The organism is Xenorhabdus sp. SGI240, assembly GCF_040081915.1.
GTDB classification, from domain to species: Bacteria; Pseudomonadota; Gammaproteobacteria; order Enterobacterales; family Enterobacteriaceae; genus Xenorhabdus; species Xenorhabdus bakwenae.
In genome coordinates this window covers 57335-72105 of the sequence record NZ_JBEBMB010000039.1, presented here as the reverse complement: position 1 = coordinate 72105, position 14771 = coordinate 57335, and the positions used below count along the sequence as shown (strand labels likewise).

The 14771-nt window shown below is 43.1% G+C and carries 13 protein-coding genes; 9 read left to right on the top strand and 4 right to left on the bottom strand.

Translation table 11 applies throughout. The features are described 5' to 3' along the window. Positions 1-244 precede the first annotated feature (244 nt). Complete coding sequence (locus ABLA76_RS09920; RefSeq protein WP_348987800.1) at positions 245-616, bottom strand: hypothetical protein; 372 nt, start codon at positions 614-616, stop codon at positions 245-247. A gap of 396 nt (positions 617-1012) precedes the next feature. Here ABLA76_RS09920 and ABLA76_RS09915 point away from each other — a divergent pair, with 396 nt between their 5' ends. Next, positions 1013-2476, top strand: coding sequence for a M48 family metallopeptidase (locus tag ABLA76_RS09915; protein ID WP_348987799.1), 1464 nt, complete (start codon positions 1013-1015; stop codon positions 2474-2476). Between the two features lie 10 nt (positions 2477-2486). Next, complete coding sequence (arsC, locus tag ABLA76_RS09910; RefSeq protein WP_285810304.1) at positions 2487-2858, top strand: arsenate reductase (glutaredoxin); 372 nt, start codon at positions 2487-2489, stop codon at positions 2856-2858. A gap of 82 nt (positions 2859-2940) precedes the next feature. Here the strand turns inward: arsC and hda are convergent, their stop codons facing one another. From hda to upp, 3 genes are all read right to left on the bottom strand, one after another. After that, positions 2941-3648: a DnaA inactivator Hda gene (gene hda, locus ABLA76_RS09905; protein WP_047767461.1), complete on the bottom strand. Its 708-nt coding sequence runs from the start codon at positions 3646-3648 to the stop codon at positions 2941-2943. 628 nt (positions 3649-4276) lie between these two features. After that, positions 4277-5587, bottom strand: a complete 1311-nt coding sequence (gene uraA / locus ABLA76_RS09900; RefSeq protein ID WP_348987798.1) for a uracil permease — start codon at positions 5585-5587, stop codon at positions 4277-4279. A 75-nt stretch (positions 5588-5662) separates the two neighbouring features. Beyond that, positions 5663-6289, bottom strand: a complete 627-nt coding sequence (gene upp / locus ABLA76_RS09895; protein WP_047767457.1) for a uracil phosphoribosyltransferase — start codon at positions 6287-6289, stop codon at positions 5663-5665. A gap of 224 nt (positions 6290-6513) precedes the next feature. Between upp and purM the strand changes: the two genes are divergently transcribed. The 7 genes from purM to mgtE all read left to right on the top strand — a co-directional run bounded on the left by purM (position 6514) and on the right by mgtE (position 14439). Next, on the top strand, positions 6514-7557 hold the full coding sequence (gene purM, locus ABLA76_RS09890; RefSeq protein WP_348987797.1) for a phosphoribosylformylglycinamidine cyclo-ligase: 1044 nt from the start codon (positions 6514-6516) through the stop codon (positions 7555-7557). A 114-nt stretch (positions 7558-7671) separates the two neighbouring features. Next, a complete protein-coding gene (gene purN / locus ABLA76_RS09885; RefSeq protein ID WP_348987796.1) occupies positions 7672-8310 on the top strand; it encodes a phosphoribosylglycinamide formyltransferase in 639 nt (212 codons plus the stop codon). Between the two features lie 189 nt (positions 8311-8499). After that, entirely contained in the window at positions 8500-9078 is a 579-nt protein-coding gene (speG, locus tag ABLA76_RS09880) for a spermidine N1-acetyltransferase (RefSeq protein ID WP_348987795.1), read from the top strand. Positions 9079-9116: 38 nt separating this feature from the next. Next, complete coding sequence (gene ppk1 / locus ABLA76_RS09875) at positions 9117-11186, top strand: polyphosphate kinase 1 (protein WP_047767449.1); 2070 nt, start codon at positions 9117-9119, stop codon at positions 11184-11186. 3 nt (positions 11187-11189) lie between these two features. Then, positions 11190-12722 (top strand): exopolyphosphatase, encoded by a 1533-nt coding sequence (gene ppx / locus ABLA76_RS09870; protein WP_348987794.1) that lies wholly within the window; start codon positions 11190-11192, stop codon positions 12720-12722. Between the two features lie 12 nt (positions 12723-12734). Further along, positions 12735-12905 carry a YfgG family protein gene (locus ABLA76_RS09865; protein ID WP_348987793.1) on the top strand — a complete coding sequence of 57 codons (171 nt, stop codon included), beginning with the start codon at positions 12735-12737 and terminating at the stop codon, positions 12903-12905. A 70-nt stretch (positions 12906-12975) separates the two neighbouring features. Beyond that, the gene (gene mgtE / locus ABLA76_RS09860) at positions 12976-14439 is read left to right on the top strand and encodes a magnesium transporter (protein ID WP_348987792.1); all 1464 of its coding nucleotides are present in this window, start codon (positions 12976-12978) and stop codon (positions 14437-14439) included. Positions 14440-14771: the final 332 nt, after the last annotated feature.

Sequence of the window (14771 nt, the reverse complement as noted above, 5' to 3'; positions counted from 1 at the left end):
GATTATGGTGTGCTTATGTGGTTTAGTCCTTTTATTGTTTTTAATATTCGGTATAGCATTGCCATTAATAAGCTGAAATTAAATTCCTTTCGGATGATTTAATTTAAATAAATTCATCCCCGATAAAGAGTCATCCGTTGATGCTGTATTTTTTCACAGTCATGTTTCTATCCGGCCCGGCTCTATTGACAATAAGGCTAATAAAAAATAGAGCGACAACATAAGTAAATCGCTCTACAGGAGTCTATTTTGTACTGCCGGATAAAGCATGTTTTGTTTGTACTTTACATGCTTCAACAGATTTATCCAGTGATTCGTCAAAATGACGCGTGCTTGGAAAGGCTTGTTTATTTTTTCTGACTTCTGTGACCGTTTGTTTGATGGATGTCATAAATTCATCCTTGTTGCTCTGAATCTCTTTAAGATCAAATCCCTTGCTAGTTAATTCATTGAACGCCTTTTGCGCTATCGTGTCGGGTGAGTCATGGGTTTTAAATGCTTCGACAGAGGCTTTCCCGAACAAGTTACAATAAGTTTCTGCGGTCTTATCTACATTAGCATGTGCCGCATATGAGAAGAATGGGGTAAGGAAAATGGGCAATAAAAGACGTTTCATAATTTCCTCTTGATCGACTATACCACGATAGTAGTAATAACTTTAACAGGAACGACAACATTAACAATAGTACATAACTCAACGTTTGTGCCGGATCTCAGCGGATAAAACAGTTACTATTGCACCATTAACCAGTGAACGTTGAGGCAGGATGTCGCTTATATCCACGTCTAAGAGTACGCTTGACCCATTCACATAACCCTCTTTGTCATCCCACATCCAAGCTACCGCCAGCACTTTGCGTAGAGGAAGAGAGGGGCTTATTTCATTATTTTTCACTAAAATTTATTATAATTAATGGTTTTAAGGTACTCTTTTATCATAAAAGTATTCATGAAATTGATAGCTAAAACGGAGCACACTATTTTATGAGAATCACTTTATGAGAATCACTTTATGAGAAAAACATCCAGAAAATCTTTGATAACTCTTTTTATCAGCCTGTTGTTATCGGGGAATTCTCCTGTATTCTCTGCACCGGCTGAAGATTCACTACCTGATATCGGCACCACAGCAGGAGCCACCCTCAGCATTAATCAGGAAATGGCTATAGGGGATTTTTATATACGCTCGATAAGGGGCCAGGCCCCGCTGATTTATGATCCGTTGCTGACTCAATACATTAATCAATTAGGCCAAAGGCTAGCCAATCATGCCGATGCAGTCAAAACCCCTTTTCATTTCTATCTGTTAGATAACCCTAATATTAATGCCCTTGCACTTTTCGGTGGTAATGTTGTTCTTTATTCAGGCCTGTTTCGCTATAGCAACAATGAAAGTGAACTGGCATCTATCATGGCCCATGAGATTTCCCACATTACCCAACGACACTTAGCACGATCAATGGAAGAACAAAAACGTACCAGCCCTCTGGCATGGGCCGGCACATTGGGTTCTATCCTACTGATGATAGCCAACCCACAAGCAGGCATGGCTGCACTCAGCGGCACACTGGCAGGCGTCCAACAAGGCATGATCAGTTTTACCCAATCGAATGAGCAAGAAGCTGATCGTATCGGAATGCAAACGCTCAGTCGAACAGGATTTGATCCACACGGTATGCCTGATTTTATGCAAATACTGGTAGATCAGTCTCGCTATAGCTCCAGGCTACCTGAAATGCTCTATACTCACCCACTCCCTGCCAGCCGTTTGGCCGATGCCCGTAATCGGGCAAATCAATATCCAGCGAAAGCGGTGCCAGAATCTCAGGATTTTCTGCTCGCCCGTATCCGTATTTTAACCCTGTATTCAACTGATCAACGTCCCTATATTGATCAATGGCTAAAGAAATATCGTCAGGGAACGGACAAAGAACAGCTTGCGGCGGCCTATGGACAAGCTATTTTGCTTTCTGAAGATAAAAAGTATGCTGAAGCCAGAGTCATACTCTCTCCATTGCTAGATAAACAGCCAGATAACATTTGGTTTATTGATACAATGACGGATATTGACATCGGGCAAAAACAGTATGCTAATGCTATCAATCGCTTACAGGATGCACTTAAGAAACAGAAAAATCATCGGGTATTGCAAATTAACCTCGCCAATGCCTATTTGATGGATAAAAAGTATTTTCTGGCATCACAACTTCTGTTTCGTTATACCTTTAATTACCCTGACGACCTTAATGGCTGGATACTGTTAAGAAAGACAGCCGGAGAGCAAGGGAAAAACAATGATGAACTCGCCGCCTACGCGGAAGTTATGGCATTGCAAGGTAATTTTAGCGCCGCGATAGAACAATTAAGCAAAGCCAGTGCATTGGCAAAACTGGGCAGTTATGAACAAGAACGATATGATGCCCGTATTGATCAATTACGCCAACAACAACAAAGTTATGAACGATATAAAAAATGAAGGGTTTTATATGCAACATGTTGACGCACGAAAAGTCACTTTTTACCACAATCCCCGTTGCTCAAAGAGCCGTGAAACTCTTAAGCTGATTGAAGAGCGGGGTATTACGCCGGAAATCATTCACTATCTTGATACCCCTCCGACAGCAGGACAACTTGCCGTACTATTAAAACAATTGGGGTTCAAAGATGCCCGCCAATTGATGCGTACTAAGGAAGATCTCTACCAGGCATTAAACCTTGGCGATACTACCTTATCCCAAGACGTATTGCTTCAGGCGATGGCTGAAAACCCTAAACTGATTGAACGCCCGATTGTTGTTGTCGGTGATAACGCTCGTTTGGGGCGTCCCCCTGAACAAGTTAAAGAAATTCTATGGTAAATATTTTTCAGTAAAAAAGTGATAGAGAACCTATTTCTATCACTTTTTTATCTTGATCTCATTCCTTTACTGCTTTACTGACTCAAAGCTCAAGGATATCTTTTACAAACGGGATCGTTAGTTTACGTTGCGCCACAATGGAAGCACGGTCAAGTTCATCTAACGTCCTGAACAACGTTTGCATTTCCCTATCGAGTCGTTTCAACACAAAACGCCCTACATCTTCCGGCAATTCAAAACCCCGTAATTTGGCTCGTAATTGCAATGCCTGGATTTTCTCATCATCTGACAGAGGTTGTAATTTATAAATTTGCCCCCAATCGAGACGAGATGCCAAATCCGGTAGTGTCAGGTTAATTTGCCGAGGAGGACGATCACCGGTGATCAAAAGACAAGTCCGGCCAATTTCTACAATGCGGTTGTAAAGATTGAAAATCGCCATCTCCCATGCCTGATCACCAGCAATACACTCAATATTATCGATGCACACTAATGATAAATGTTCCATACCATCAAGGACTTCAGGGACAAAATAGGCGCGTTTATCCAATGGTACATACCCTACAGCTTCTCCCTGTTGGGACAATTCTGCACAGGCTGCGTGAAGCAAATGGCTCTTACCCCCGCCATCGCGGGACCAGAAATAGATATAACTACCGTGTGACTGACTAATGGCCAATTTTATTGCAGCTAATAAGGAAGTATTCTCACCTGCAAAGAAACTGGCAAAAGTTTCATCATCGGGCAAATATAATGGTAGTGAAAGCTGCGACGGTGTATTCAGAAGCACCTCAAACAGAATGGATAACGAACAGTGCTAAGTCTACCACAAAAAGTCTCTATAAATGAAACGAATGCTTTGGTGAAAGCAGGAGATTATCATCAAAGCACACGCCTCCATAAAATGAGCAAATTACGACCAGCAATAATCAATATTACCAATCGTAAAAATTAAAAGTAAAAATACGCTGTAATGCCAGAAAATTTAACTTATCCATCCTAAATTAAAGGGAAGTTAGATTTGATTTTAAATGCCCCTGAAAAATTGAAAATTTTGGGGTAATAAAAATGGTCTCTAAGAATATATACCGATCCAATTTCAGGATGTGTGTTATATTCCCCCTTTGGCATTCATGATCTTAGCGTTCTTTTCTTTAATGGCAGGTGAAGCAAATTTTAAGTTTTTTTATAGCGATAATAATTTTAATACCTCTTGCTATATTTATAACTTATTTTAAGTCAGCTTATGAGTCGTTTATATTTATAAAAAAATATAAACGACTCTAATAAATGTTTGCCCCAGATAGAGCATTCAAGACATCACCGTCAGCCCGGTTTTCTACTGGAAATTGCCGCCGATCTTATTGCTTATACATTCCAATCTAAAAAACCTTTCCAATTCCTTTCATTGACGTATTTTATTCTACTACTTCACTCTTCTTATCATTTCTGATTGATTCCACAGAAGAGTTAATATACGGCTCTTCTGGGCAGATAAAGTTGAGCAGTTTAAAAAACAGGCTTAAACCAATCCCCACAACCGTTGCAAGCGCCATACCTTTTAATTCTACCGCACCGATCTGAATTTTCGCTCCGCTGACACCAATAATCAAAATAATGGAAGTCAGGATCAGGTTTTGTGCCTTACTGTAATCCACCTTCGCATCAATCAAAACTCGAATACCTGATGCACCAATGACACCATACAATAACAGGGAAACACCGCCCATTACAGGAACTGGGATCATCTGGATCGCGGCCGACAATTTACCGACACAAGAAAGCAATATTGCCATTATCGCAGCACCACCAATCACCCATGTACTGTACACACGGGTCAGCGCCATAACACCAATATTTTCACCATAAGTCGTGTTAGGTGTTGAACCAAAGAAACCCGAAATTATCGTTGAAAAACCATTGGCAAACATTGAACGATGCAGACCGGGATTTTTAAATAAATCTTTCTGCACAATATTGGCTGTTACCACTAAATGCCCGACGTGCTCAGCAATAACCACCAGCGCCGCAGGTAAAATTGTCATCATGGCAAACCATTCAAAACGCGGCGTATAGAACGTCGGTAATGCAAACCACGGCGCTTCACGGACTGGCGTTAAATCTACAACGCCCATAAAAAATGACAGCGCATACCCGACTAAAACACCCGTCAGAATCGGAATAATCGCCATAAAACCACGGAATATCACCGATCCCAAGATGGTCACCCCCAACGTCACCATAGATATGGTCAGGTTGGTCAGATTCATTTCAGTGCCTGCCGCTGGACGCAATCCCGCCATATCAGCAGCAACACCTGCCAATTCCAGGCCGATCACGGCAACAATCGCTCCCATCGCGGCCGGTGGAAACATTGCATTGATCCATCCCCTTCCTACAACTTTGACAATCAGGGCCACCAGACAAAACAGCAAACCACAGACAATAAATCCCCCCAATGCCAATTCATATCCCAGAGGCAGTAATAACAATACAGGAGAAATAAAAGCAAAACTGGAACCTAGGTAAGCCGGAATTCTTCCTTTACAAATTAACAAATACAGCAATGTTCCAATGCCATTGAATAACAAAATTGTCGCGGGATTTACTTTAAACAAAATGGGAACCAAAACGGTTGCACCAAACATGGCAAACAGATGCTGCAAACTTAAAGGAATAGTCTGTGCCAAAGGCGGTCTTTCTTCTACGCCAATAGTCCGACGGGTCATTATTGATATCCTCTTATATCTTATATCACCTTGCCAGAAACCCAAAAAAGCCGACTTATTAGCCGGCTATCAATGTTATTTGGTGCCAAATATTTTATCCCCCGCATCCCCTAAACCCGGGACGATGTAGCCATCTTCATTGAGATAGTTATCAATTGAAGCGGTATACAGTTCAACATCAGGGTGAGCCTTCTCCAGTGCTGCAATCCCTTCCGGCGCAGCAACCAAAACTAATACCTTAATGGCAGAGCATCCCGCTTTTTTCAACAAATCAATGGTAGCGATCATGGAGCCACCGGTTGCCAACATCGGATCAACCACTAATGCCATGCGTTCATTAATATCGGAGACTAATTTCTGAAAATAAGGCACGGGTTCAAGGGTTTCTTCATCACGATATACACCAACAACACTGATTCGTGCACTAGGGATATTTTCCAGTACACCATCCATCATACCCAAGCCCGCACGCAGGATAGGGACTACCGTAATTTTTTTTCCTTTAATCTGATCTATCTCTACCGGACCACACCATCCGTCAATGGTCACTTTCTCGACTGCCAAATCAGCAGTTGCTTCATATGTCAGAAGACTCCCCACCTCTGAAGCCAATTCACGAAAGCGTTTGGTGCTGATATCATGATCTCGCATCAGGCCAAGTTTATGTTTAACTAGCGGGTGTTTAACCTCAACGATTTTCATGGGTTTCTCCTAATAGCCGGCAGATAAAAAAATCGCGGGATTATAACTCCTTTTCAGTATCAAACCACTACCAATCTATTAATTTTTATCACTAACGCGTTATTTTCTTCGGTCCCAATCTAACAGGAAACCGATATAAAGCTATCGCAAACGTTTGCTTAGGCTGTTAGAATTGTCGCCGTTCTGTTTTATTTATAAAAATGCAATCGCCTGGGAGCTACGCAGTGACCAACAAAACCTCTCTTAGCTATAAAGATGCTGGTGTCGATATTGATGCCGGTAATGTCTTAGTCAATCGTATCAAAGGTGTCGTAAAACAGACCCGTCGCCCCGAAGTGATGGGAGGATTAGGTGGTTTCGGTGCATTATGTGCCCTGCCACAGAAATATCGAGAACCGGTGTTAGTTTCCGGTACAGATGGCGTGGGGACTAAACTGCGTCTGGCCATGGACTTGAAACGCCATGACACAATCGGAATTGATTTGGTCGCTATGTGTGTCAATGATCTGGTTGTACAAGGTGCCGAACCTCTTTTCTTCCTTGATTATTATGCTACCGGCAAACTGAATGTCGATACAGCCGCCAGTGTCATCACGGGCATAGCAGAAGGCTGCAAACAAGCTGGCTGTGCATTGGTCGGTGGTGAAACGGCAGAAATGCCCGGCATGTATCACGGTGAAGATTATGATGTCGCGGGTTTTTGCGTTGGTGTTGTTGAAAAATCGGCAATTATTGACGGCAGTCAGGTTCAAACCGGTGATGCCCTGATTGCACTTGCATCCAGCGGGCCGCACTCCAATGGTTATTCTTTAATCCGTAAAATTCTCGAGGTAAGTCAGGCAGATCCAGAGGCTACCGAACTTGAAGGGAAACCACTCGCCGATCACTTACTTGCCCCAACCCAAATTTACGTCAAATCCATTCTGGCGCTGATTGAAAAAGTGGATGTTCATGCGATTGCACATCTGACCGGCGGCGGCTTCTGGGAAAATATTCCACGTGTTCTGCCAGAAAATAGGCAGGCCAGAATTAAAGCTGACAGTTGGCAATGGCCGGCGATTTTTACCTGGTTACAGCAAGCCGGTAATGTCAGCGAGCATGAAATGTACCGCACATTTAACTGCGGAGTCGGTATGATAATCGCACTTCCTCAGTCTCAGGCAGAACAAGCGATTTCGTATCTGACTGCGTCAGGCGAAAATGCATGGCAAATTGGAACAATTGCTGAAATTAATGCCGGTGAGCAACCTGTCGTTATTACAAAATAAGCTATTACAAAATAAATAGCTTGTCTGATTGATTTCAAGTTACAGCCAATAAAGCTGTAGCTTGAAAAAATGAAGCGCATATTAATCAATGAATTTCTTCAGTGAAAACCCGTTATGAAAAAAATTGTCGTTTTAGTCTCCGGCAATGGCAGCAATCTTCAATCCATCATTGACGCCTGCCGGCAAAACCGAATTAATGGATATATTGCTGCGGTTTTCAGTAATAATGCTGATGCCTATGGCCTGCAACGTGCTGAACAAGCAGATATCCCTGCCCACTTTATCAACCCGAAAACTTATGCGGATCGTACAAGTTATGATATCGCCCTACTCAGCGCTATTGATCAATACGCTCCCGATTTAGTGGTCTTAGCCGGTTATATGAAAATCTTATCGCCCGAATTTGTCCAGCACTACTATGGGCGTCTGCTCAATATTCATCCTTCCCTCTTGCCTAAATATCCCGGCCTGCATACCCATCGGAAGGCCATTGAAAATGGGGATAAAGAACATGGTACGTCCGTCCATTTTGTTACTGAAAAATTGGATGGTGGCCCTATTATTTTACAAGCTAAAGTACCGATTTTTGCGGGAGATAAAGAAGCCGAAATCATCGGCCGTGTACAAACTCAGGAACACCATATTTATCCTTTGGTCATCGGCTGGTTTTTAGAGCAACGTTTGGTTATGGAAGGCAATAACGCCATTATGGATGGCAAGATCCTGCCTCCACAGGGTTACGCATCAGAATAATTAACCTGCTGACTTCAACTTACGGCTCTGTGTTAGCGGATTTTGTTATAATATTTTTTAAGTGCTATATTCCAGTAAGACTTTGCTGTAAGTTGCTATTTTGGATTGATTTATCTGGCAATAATTATTTATTCAATATCAAATATATTTATACCCTATCGATTTCACTACAAAACACTGAGGTATCCAATGTCCAGTGGTTCGGAAAATCCATCGGTAAATTTACGTCCTCTTGAACGAGAAGATCTTCCTTTTGTTCATCAACTCGATAATAACGCCAGTATTATGCGCTACTGGTTTGAAGAGCCTTATGAAGCCTTTGTTGAATTATGCGACCTCTATGACAAGCATATACATGACCAACGTGAGCGCCGTTTTATTATCGAAAGCCTGAATTCCAAAGTCGGTTTGGTGGAGCTGGTCGAGATTGATTATGTCCACCGTCGTGCGGAATTTCAGATTATCATCGCTCCGGCTTATCAAGGACAAGGTTACGCCGCGGTAGCCGTCAAACTTGCGATGGAATACGCTTTTGCTGTCTTAAATCTTTACAAACTGTATCTGGTTGTTGATAAAGAGAATACGAAAGCAATTCATATCTACAATAAATTGGGATTCCATACTGAAGGTGAATTAATCGATGAGTTTTTTGTAAACGGCTCTTATCATACCGCTATCAGGATGTGTACTTTCCAGCACCACTATTTCGCCAGGAAAACCCGTGAAACCCAAATCAGCAACATCGACTCATTAAACGCCAACCATTAAACTAAGTGGAAAACCCCATGGAGTTGAAAGGAGTAGTAATGTCCCACGATCGTCTTTATAACGAGAAAGAACTCAGTTGGCTCTCTTTCAACGAACGTGTACTTCAGGAAGCGGCTGACAAAAGTAACCCGCTGATTGAAAGAATGAGGTTTTTAGGGATCTACTCCAACAACTTAGATGAGTTTTATAAAGTACGCTTTGCTGATGTAAAGCGGCGTATTCTTATCAGTGAAGAGCGGGGTTCAGCCACCGCTGCCCGCCAATTGTTGAAAAAGATTCAGACTAAAGTTGCCAAAATCGATCAAGAGTTCGATGCTCTCTATAACGATTTACTGCTGGAAATGGCACGTAACCAGATTTTCTTGATCAATGAACGGCAGATATCCCCGAATCAACAGATCTGGATGCGGCAATATTTTCGCCAGCATTTGCGGCCACATATCACGCCAATCGTCATCAACCCAGAAACTAATTTGGTTGAATTTCTCAAGGATGATTACACCTATTTGGCGGTTGAAATTATCCAAGGACAAGAAACGCAATATGCTTTGCTGGAAATTCCATCGGATAAAGTCCCGCGTTTCGTCAACTTGCCTCCAGAGATGCCAAAAAAACGCAAGTCAATGATATTACTTGATAATATCCTGCGTTACACACTGGATGAAATTTTCAAAGGATTTTTCGATTACGATACCTTAAACGTCTATTCGATGAAAATGACCCGTGATTCCGAATATGATCTGGCAACAGAGATGGAATCCAGCCTGCTGGAACTGATGTCTTCTACACTGAAACAGAGACTGACGGCGGAGCCTGTACGGTTTGTTTATCAGCGTGATATGCCTGATGAAATGGTGGAACTACTGCGGAGCAAGCTGGGATTATCCAATGATGACTCGGTGATTGCAGGTGGCCGTTATCATAACTTTAAAGATTTCATCAAATTTCCCAATGAAGGCAACCGGAATCTCCAGAATAAACCCACGCCACGACTGCGCCATACCTGGTTCGACCATTTCCGCAACGGATTCGACGCTATCCGTGAAAGAGATGTTCTGCTTTATTATCCTTATCACACATTCGAACATGTGTTGGAATTGCTACGTCAGGCTTCTTTCGATCCCAGTGTGCTCTCGATTAAGATTAATATCTACCGCGTCGCAAAAGACTCTCGCATTATTGACTCCATGATCCACGCCGCATACAACGGCAAGAAAGTGACTGTCGTGGTAGAGTTACAGGCACGTTTTGACGAAGAAGCCAATATTCATTGGGCAAAACGCCTCACTGAAGCAGGTGTACATGTTATCTTCTCCGCCCTTGGCCTGAAAATTCACGCAAAACTCTTCATCATTTCGCGTCTGGAAGGGGAAGAAATTATCCGTTATGCCCATATTGGTACAGGAAATTTCAACGAAAAAACAGCGCGGCTCTATACCGATTATTCTCTGCTGACCGCCAACCCTGAAGTTACCAATGAAGTTCGCCGAGTATTTAACTTTATTGAAAACCCTTATCGGCCCGTCACATTTGATAATTTAATGGTATCGCCGCAAAATTCGCGGGCTATGCTCAATCAACTGATTACCCAGGAAATCGAAAATGCACGAGCCGGTGAATTGGCTGGCATCACGCTGAAAATTAATAATCTGGTAGATAAGGAATTGGTGGATCGCCTGTATGATGCCTCGGAAGCGGGCGTCAAGATCCGCATTCTGGTGCGAGGAATGTGCTCTTTGGTTCCCAATCAACCTGGCTTTAGTGAAAACATTCAAGTCACCAGTATTGTGGATCGTTTTCTGGAACATGATCGCGTTTATGTTTTCATCAACAAAGGCAATGAAAAAGTTTTCCTTTCTTCGGCTGATTGGATGACCCGTAACATTGACTATCGCATTGAAGTGGCCGTTTGTCTGCTCGACCCCAGGCTAAAACAACAAGTTATGGATATTCTTGAACTACAATTCAGTGATACCGTCAAGGCACGATATATTGATAAGGAATTGAGCAATCGCTATGTTCCGCGGGGAAATAAGCGTAAAATCCGTGCGCAGCTTGCTGTTTATGATTATTTGAAAAACCTTGAACAACCGGAATCAAGAGCCTGATCTATGCCGTTGAAACACGACACCCCAATGCCCAAACCGCAAGAAATTGCCACTATTGATTTGGGCTCCAATAGCTTTCACATGGTCATCGCCCGTATCGTCAACGGTGCATTACAGGTTATCGGGCGTTTAAAGAAACGGGTTTATCTTGCCGATGGGCTAAACAGTAAAAATGAGTTAAGCGCAGATGCCATAAACCGTGGCCTGAAATGCCTCGCCCTGTTTGCTGAACGGTTGCAGGGTTTTCCCGCAAGTAATGTCTGTTTGGTGGGAACGCATAGTTTACGTGAAGCGACCAACGTACAAGAATTTCTGCAACAGGCAAAAGAAGTCATCCCCTATTCCATTGAAATTATCTCTGGTCATGAAGAAGCTCGCCTGATTTTCATGGGCGTTGAGCATACACAACCGGAAAAAGGCCGGAAATTGGTGATTGATATTGGCGGTGGCTCAACGGAATTGGTCATTGGTGAAGACTTTGAACCACTGTTGATTGAAAGCCGCCGTATGGGTTGCGTCAGTTTTTCTCGCCAGTTCTTTCCGGACGGTATCATTAATGAGCATAATTTTCGCAAGGCACGACTCCAGGCGGCACAAAAATTGGAAAATCTCGTCTGGCAATTTCGGACAAAAGGCTGGGATTTTGCTTTAGGTGCATCGGGAACGATCAAGGCAATACACGAACTGTTGGTCGAGCTGGGTGAAAAAGATGGACTGATTACCCCAGAGCGCCTAAACATGCTGGTGAAACGTGTCCTGAAATACAAAAATTTCAATACGCTGGAATTGCCGGGATTATCTAATGACCGTAAACAAACGTTTGTTCCCGGGTTATCAATCTTGTGCGGTATTTTTGATGCTTTGCATATTCAAGAATTACGTTTGTCTCATGGTGCATTGCGGGAAGGTGTGCTGTATGAAATGGAAGATCGTTTCCGCCATCAGGATATTCGTCAACGAACGGCCAAGAGTCTTGCCGAGCACTATAATATCGATCGAGAACAAGCAGCACGCGTTTGGAATACCGCCAAAAATCTTTATGACCAATGGTCAGAACAACATCCCAAACGCGTACATCCACAACTGGAATCTATTCTGCTGTGGGCAGCCATGCTGCATGAAGTCGGTTTAAGCATCAATCTGAGTGGTCTGCAACGGCATTCAGCTTACATCCTGCAAAATACCGATCTACCGGGGTTTACCCAAGAGCAGCAATCGTTGCTGGCAACACTGGTCCGTTATCATCGCAAAGCGGTTAAAGTCCATGAACATCCCCGCTTCTATCTGTTTAAGAAAAAACAGTATCTTCCCATGCTTAAGATATTGCGATTGGCAACCTTGTTGAATAACCAACGCCAGGCGACTACAACACCGGATACACTAAGGCTAAAAACTGATCATCATCATTGGACGCTCTACTTACCTAAAAACTATCTAAAACAAAATGCGCTTGTGTTGCTCGATTTGGAGCAAGAGCAAAGCTACTGGGATGATGTGGCTGGCTGGCACTTACACATTGCAGAGGAATCAACTTAACGATATTGCGTTATGAAAAAGAAAACTGTTCAAATTATAAAATTGGTTCTGTTTATCAGCTTCTTTATTTTCTTTGGACGCTTTATCTATTCATTTATGGCAGCATTAGAGCATCATCAGCAAACTCAGCAGCAATTGGTGACGCCCTTACGTGGTTCAACAACAGAATATCATACCCAATAGCTGTTAAATTTATGGCGATATTATTGCAATCGCCGGTTGTTAGCCCTATTTTCTGCCTTAAAGGTTTACTATGTCACAACCAACCTTTACACCTGATAACTCAACTGTTGCCAGCCAGCACTCCCAAAAACTGGCACATATTCGTCAGCGGCTGCTTTCTCTATTCAACCACGATAAGCTCTTTGTCGATACATTATTAGGACAGGCTGATGAACATTCAGCAATCAGTGACAAAAAGTTATTGGAAAAAATAGAGGAAGTCAGTGCACTGCTAACCAGCCTGCATACCGCCGATATTGCCGATATTTTGGAAGCCTTACCTTATGATGAACGTCTCGCTTTATGGCGCTTGATCGACAATAACCAGCGCGGTGAAGTTCTGGTAGAAGCCTCCATTCCCGTTTGGGATAACCTAATCAAGGATATGACTGACGTTGAGCTGTTACGTGCCATCGGTAAACTGCACGTCGATGAACAAGCCTATATTGCAGAACATCTTCCCCGTGATACCACCCGACGCTTGCTGACTTATTTAGAACCGGGCCAACGCAATCGTATCCGAGAAGTCTTGCAGTACCACAAAGACAGTATCGGCCAAATGATGGATTTCGAGTTCGTGACAGTACGAAGCAATGTTACACTCGGCACCGTGCAGCGCTTTTTACGTTCCCGAGACGCCATTCCTGAAACAACAGATAAGATCTTTGTTATTGACCGCAAAAATCGTCTACAGGGAGAGCTGCCACTCACAACTTTGCTGACCAACGTACCGGATAAATTAGTTTCCGAAGTCATGAATACGGATACCGTTACTTTCTTACCGGAGCAAAAAGGTGAAGATGCCGCCAGTGCATTTGAACGTTATGATCTGATTTCTGCCGCCGTGGTAGACAACAACGGGCGTCTGATGGGACGCCTGACTGTTGAAGATATTGTTGATACCTTGAGTGAAGAAACTGATACCAATATTCGCCGCATGGGAGGCTTAAGCCGCGAAGAAGATGTTTTTGCGCCGGTTGGTCAGGCTGTCAAAACCCGCTGGACATGGCTTGCCATCAATTTGTGTACCGCTTTTGTGGCATCAAGGGTTATCGGGCTTTTTGAGCATACCATTTCCCAGCTCGTTGCACTTGCGACCTTAATGCCCATCGTGGCAGGTATCGGCGGCAATACCGGTAACCAAACTATCACCATGATCGTCCGTGCACTTGCGCTCCATCAAATCCAGACAGGGGGGTTTTCTTACCTGCTATTAAGGGAATTTGGCGTTGCCTTTATCAACGGCATCATCTGGGGTGGGCTGATGGGCGTGATTACTTATCTGCTCTATGGTGATCTTGCTATGGGAGGCGTCATGACAATGGCCATGATATTAAACCTGCTGATGGCCGCGCTGATGGGAGTTTTGATCCCATTTATTATGATGAAACTGGGAAGAGATCCCGCCATCGGCTCCAGTGTCATGATTACTGCCATTACCGATACAGGCGGTTTCTTTATTTTTTTAGGATTAGCAACATTATTTTTGGTTTAATTAAGTTTGCATAAACGCCGATAATTGCATCGGCGTTTTTTAATTATTAATACACTCTGTCGTCCCAAACACTGTATACCAATCCAACTTCAAGATGCGTGTTATATTTCCCTGCGCAGCGGGGAAATATAAGGCCTCGCCCGCGCCCTATTTGGATACCCCATCACAAATACCATGAAAAATCACTACCAGAAACATTATCTTTTTGACACAACCTCCACATTTTCTTCATTATTGACGAATTCCTGTTGGTTACACTAATAATATATTCTTGCATCTGATTTAGCATAAGATGCCGCATGATTGGTTACCGCCATAACACTAAGAGAATG

Coding starts and splice junctions, on each gene's coding strand:
- uraA (WP_348987798.1), bottom strand. CDS start 5,587: ATGACCCGTCGGACTATTGGCGTAGAAGAAAGACCGCCTTTGGCACAG.
- ABLA76_RS09920 (WP_348987800.1), bottom strand. CDS start 616: ATGAAACGTCTTTTATTGCCCATTTTCCTTACCCCATTCTTCTCATAT.
- ABLA76_RS09915 (WP_348987799.1), top strand. CDS start 1,013: ATGAGAAAAACATCCAGAAAATCTTTGATAACTCTTTTTATCAGCCTG.
- ppx (WP_348987794.1), top strand. CDS start 11,190: ATGCCGTTGAAACACGACACCCCAATGCCCAAACCGCAAGAAATTGCC.
- ABLA76_RS09865 (WP_348987793.1), top strand. CDS start 12,735: ATGAAAAAGAAAACTGTTCAAATTATAAAATTGGTTCTGTTTATCAGC.
- ppk1 (WP_047767449.1), top strand. CDS start 9,117: ATGTCCCACGATCGTCTTTATAACGAGAAAGAACTCAGTTGGCTCTCT.
- arsC (WP_285810304.1), top strand. CDS start 2,487: ATGCAACATGTTGACGCACGAAAAGTCACTTTTTACCACAATCCCCGT.
- mgtE (WP_348987792.1), top strand. CDS start 12,976: ATGTCACAACCAACCTTTACACCTGATAACTCAACTGTTGCCAGCCAG.
- purN (WP_348987796.1), top strand. CDS start 7,672: ATGAAAAAAATTGTCGTTTTAGTCTCCGGCAATGGCAGCAATCTTCAA.
- speG (WP_348987795.1), top strand. CDS start 8,500: ATGTCCAGTGGTTCGGAAAATCCATCGGTAAATTTACGTCCTCTTGAA.
- upp (WP_047767457.1), bottom strand. CDS start 6,289: ATGAAAATCGTTGAGGTTAAACACCCGCTAGTTAAACATAAACTTGGC.